We start from the raw sequence: 4245 nt of genomic DNA, 5'->3' as shown, positions 1-4245 counted from the left end.
AAGAGCCGCTGTGTCGAATTTGCAGCAATCCGATGCGGCGTGAGAACGGTGTGCTCTGTGTGGTTGAAACACCCGCCGACGTACTTGCGATTGAACAAACTTCGCAGTTCCAGGGCCGCTACTTTGTGTTAATGGGGCATTTGTCGCCGCTTGATGGCATAGGCCCTGCGGATATTGGTTTGGATGAGCTTGAGCGACAGTTGCAGAATGAACCCGTTGAAGAGATTGTTCTGGCAACGAATCCGACGGTAGAAGGTGATGCTACCGCGCACTATATTGCCGATATTGCCGCCCAACAGAATATCAATACTACCCGAATAGCTCATGGAGTTCCGGTTGGTGGTGAGTTGGGCTATGTCGACCAAACGACTTTAGGTCACGCCTTCAGCGGTCGAAAACAATTTTCCCGATGACTTGAAAATATCTCCTGCGCCCCCATTGTTATTGGCATAGGTAATAACAGCAGGAGAAATATACTATGGCGGAAGCCGGTCAAATGGAAAAACATGGATTTCAGACAGAAGTAAAACAGCTGCTTCATCTGATGATTCATTCTCTGTATTCCAATAAAGAAATTTTCTTACGCGAACTGGTCTCAAATGCGTCTGACGCAGCAGATAAACTGCGTTTTAAAGCCTTAAGCGATAACTCGCTGTATGGCGACGACAGCGACCTGCACGTTCGGGTTTCTGTTGATAAAGACAGCCGCACCATCACTATCAGTGACAATGGCGTTGGCATGACTCGTGACGATGTCATGAACAACCTGGGAACCATTGCCAAGTCAGGTACCGCTGAATTCTTTGGTCAACTGTCCGGCGACGAAGCAAAAGACAGCAAGCTTATTGGTCAGTTTGGTGTTGGCTTCTATTCAGCCTTTATCGTTGCTGATGAAGTTACCGTAAGAACTCGTTCAGCATTAGATAAAGACGCTCGCGGAGTTGAATGGCGCTCGCAAGGTGAAGGTGATTTTGAAATTGCTGACATTGATAAAGCCCGGCGTGGCACCGATATTATTCTGCACCTGAAAGACGATGCCGATGAATTCTTAGATGAAAACCGTCTGCGTGGCATCATCAATAAATATTCAGAACACTTGAGTATCCCGGTTCAAATGTGGAAAGAACCGGTACCTGAGTCAGAAGACGACGAAGGCAACAAAGTAGAAGGGCAACCCGGCGAATGGGAAACTGTAAACTCAGGCCAGGCACTCTGGACTCGTGAGAAGTCAGAAATTACTGACGAAGAATACAAAGAGTTTTACAAGACTGTCGCACATGACTTTGATGAGCCACTTTTATGGAGCCACAACAAAGTTGAAGGCACGACCGAGTATACTAATTTACTGTATATTCCTAAACGCGCTCCGTGGGACTTGTGGAACCGTGAGCAGCAGCACGGTGTTAAGCTTTATGTGAAGCGCGTATTCATTATGGATGACGCTGAGCAGTTAATGCCCACTTATCTGCGTTTTGTGCGTGGCCTGGTCGATTCAAACGACTTACCACTGAACGTTTCACGTGAAATTCTGCAGGACAATAAAATTACCCGTGCTATGCGGAACGGCAGTACCAAAAAAGTGCTGCAGATGCTGAAAAAGCTGGCAAAAGACGATAAAGAACAGTATCAACAGTTCTGGGATACTTTCGGTAACGTTCTGAAAGAAGGTCCGGCAGAAGATCATACCAACCGTGAACGTATCGCTGAACTCCTGCGTTTTGCTTCGACCCACAATGAAGGCGCGGTTCAGTCAGTCAGCCTGGATGACTACATTGAGCGTATGAAAGAAGGTCAGGATAAGATTTTCTACATTGTGGCCGACAGCTACGAAGCCGCCAGAAACAACCCTGCGCTGGAAATCTTCAATAAGAAAGGCATTGAAGTTTTACTGCTTTCTGAGCGTATCGATGAGTGGTTAATGAGCCACCTGACAGAGTTTAAAGAGAAGCAATTGCAGTCGGTTACTCGTGGTGATCTGGACTTAGGTGAACTGGACGACGAGGAAGATAAGGTTGAACAGGAAAAAGCCGAAGAGGCCTTCAAAGCGAACCTTGAGCGTTTTGAAAAAGCATTAGGCGATAAAGTGAAGAAGGTTCGCGTAACTCACCGGTTAACCGACTCGCCAGCTTGTATCATTACGGATGACAATGATATGAGCACGCAGATGGCCAAGTTGATGGAAGCTGCTGGACAGGCGGTTCCTGAAACTAAGTATATCTTTGAAGTGAACCCTGAGCATCCACTGGTAGAACGGATGCTGACTAAGGACGAGGACACATTTAAAGAGTGGGCCGAGGTATTATTGGACCAGGCTACTTTGGCAGAACGGGGTAATCTGAAAGACCCTGCCTCTTTTGTCACCCGCCTTAATAAATTAATGCTAAACGCTTAATTTTGCACCTTCTGCTGCGGGTAAGTCATTGCCCGCAGCGTCTTTCTGAGCTTGTAATAGCCCGCCCGTCAGGGTAAAGTTCGGGGCAGACTTTTGAATCATACAAAGAGGTTTTCTATGCGCATTATTTTGTTAGGCGCCCCAGGAGCTGGAAAAGGAACTCAGGCACAGTTTCTGATGAACACTTTTGGGATCCCTCAAATTTCCACTGGTGATATGCTGCGTTCAGCAATAAAATCGGGTTCGGAATTGGGTAAAAAAGCCAAACAAGTGATGGACGCCGGGCAACTAGTGTCTGACGATATCATTATTGAATTGGTTAAAGAACGTATTGCCGAGCCGGACTGTCAGAATGGCTTTTTGCTCGATGGCTTTCCAAGAACCATTCCACAAGCCGATGCAATGCGCGATAACGGTATTGAAATTGATTATGTACTGGAATTTGATGTTCCGGACGAAATTATCGTTGATCGTATGAGTGGGCGTCGTGTCCACCCTGGCTCGGGTCGTGTTTATCATATTGAGCACAACCCTCCGAAGGTAGATGGTAAAGATGATGAAACTGGTGAAGAGCTGGTGATTCGTCCGGACGATCAGGAGCAGACGGTTCGCAAACGCTTGTCGGTTTACCATGAGCAGACAGAGCCTTTGGTTGAGTATTATCAGAAGCTGTCTGAGGAAGGTAAAACTGAGTACCACAAAATTGATGGTACGCAGCCTGTCGAGAAAGTCAGTGAGCAGCTTGGCGACTTGCTTAGAAAATAACAGGTTTAGCAAAAGGCTCACATGGTGAGCCTTTTTTGATGAAGCCGACTAACAAAGAAAAATAAGGGGCAGCAAGTGACATCACAACTTACAATTACCGGTTTTTATGCCGGTGTCTTAACGTTAATTTATCTTGCCCTGGCGGCGCGTATTATACGCTTACGCTGGAAGCACCGAGTCGGTATTGGTACCGGCGAAGCTCAGGATCTAAAAGCCGCCGTTCGCATTCATGGCAACTTTATTGAATATGTGCCGTTGGCTCTTATTCTATTTGCTATGATGGAAGTTCAGAATGCGCCTTTAGGTTTATTGCATGGTTTAGGTATTGCGCTGGTTATTGCTCGTTTATGCCATGCCATTGGGTTAACTCGCAGCGTCGGTGTTAGCCTGCCAAGAACCATTGGTGTATTAACAACTTTTGCCGTTTTACTATTAGCTGCTGGCTACGGTATCGGCCAGTTTGTTGGTGTCAGTTTATCCTAAAGTGAAGTTATGTCTGAAATAGAACCCGGAATTCATTTATATGGCGAGCAGCAAAATCCTCCGGTCATTTTGTTGCACAGCTCACAGAGTGCCAGCACACAGTGGCGCGCTCTGTTAAAGGACTTAGCAAGCAGCCACTTTGTTATTGCGGTTGATCTCCTCGGGTACGGGCAGGCGCCTAAAGTTGAATATACGGCGAACTTTAGGCTGGAGCAGGAGCTGCCACGTATCCTTTCTGCTGTCGAAAGTTTACAGCTGAAGCAGCCCGTTCAGCTGGTCGGGCACTCATACGGAGGTGCTGTTGCGCTAAAACTGGCATTAGAGAAGCCATTTGAGATTGCCGACGTGGTGGTTTATGAGCCTGTGGCCTTTCATGTGCTACCGGATGACTCGCCGGGCATGCTGGAAATTCAGGAAATTAGTCAGGCAATGCATGGCAGAGACGCGAAAGAATGTACTCGCACTTTTGTCGACTACTGGAACGATGCCGGTTATTTCGATGCACTGCCTGAGCGAATCCAGCAGTTAATGGTTGCCCAGGCCGATAAAGTAGCGCTGGACTTTGATGCATTGCTTAACGAACCAAGGCGCCTGGCTGATTACTC

The 4245-nt window shown here is 47.2% G+C and carries 5 protein-coding genes; all 5 read left to right on the top strand.

Annotated elements, in window-relative coordinates:
* On the top strand, nucleotides 1-413 hold a 413-nt coding region (gene recR / locus B3180_RS05535; protein ID WP_286843457.1), incomplete at its 5' end, for a recombination mediator RecR.
* Between the two features lie 65 nt (nucleotides 414-478).
* Complete coding sequence (gene htpG / locus B3180_RS05530) at nucleotides 479-2392, top strand: molecular chaperone HtpG (protein WP_199493849.1); 1914 nt, start codon at nucleotides 479-481, stop codon at nucleotides 2390-2392.
* A 117-nt stretch (nucleotides 2393-2509) separates the two neighbouring features.
* Complete coding sequence (gene adk / locus B3180_RS05525) at nucleotides 2510-3157, top strand: adenylate kinase (RefSeq protein ID WP_278358819.1); 648 nt, start codon at nucleotides 2510-2512, stop codon at nucleotides 3155-3157.
* Nucleotides 3158-3232: 75 nt separating this feature from the next.
* A complete protein-coding gene (locus tag B3180_RS05520) occupies nucleotides 3233-3640 on the top strand; it encodes an MAPEG family protein (protein WP_054491056.1) in 408 nt (135 codons plus the stop codon).
* A 9-nt stretch (nucleotides 3641-3649) separates the two neighbouring features.
* Nucleotides 3650-4245, top strand: a 596-nt coding sequence (locus B3180_RS05515) for an alpha/beta fold hydrolase (RefSeq protein WP_286843453.1), incomplete at its 3' end; no start/stop codon positions are given.

The organism is Idiomarina sp. UBA4206 (assembly GCF_002383015.1).
Classification (GTDB): domain Bacteria; phylum Pseudomonadota; class Gammaproteobacteria; order Enterobacterales; family Alteromonadaceae; genus Idiomarina; species Idiomarina abyssalis.
This window is presented reverse-complemented; position numbering and strand designations above follow the sequence as displayed.

Coding starts and splice junctions, on each gene's coding strand:
- htpG (WP_199493849.1), top strand. CDS start 479: ATGGCGGAAGCCGGTCAAATGGAAAAACATGGATTTCAGACAGAAGTA.
- adk (WP_278358819.1), top strand. CDS start 2,510: ATGCGCATTATTTTGTTAGGCGCCCCAGGAGCTGGAAAAGGAACTCAG.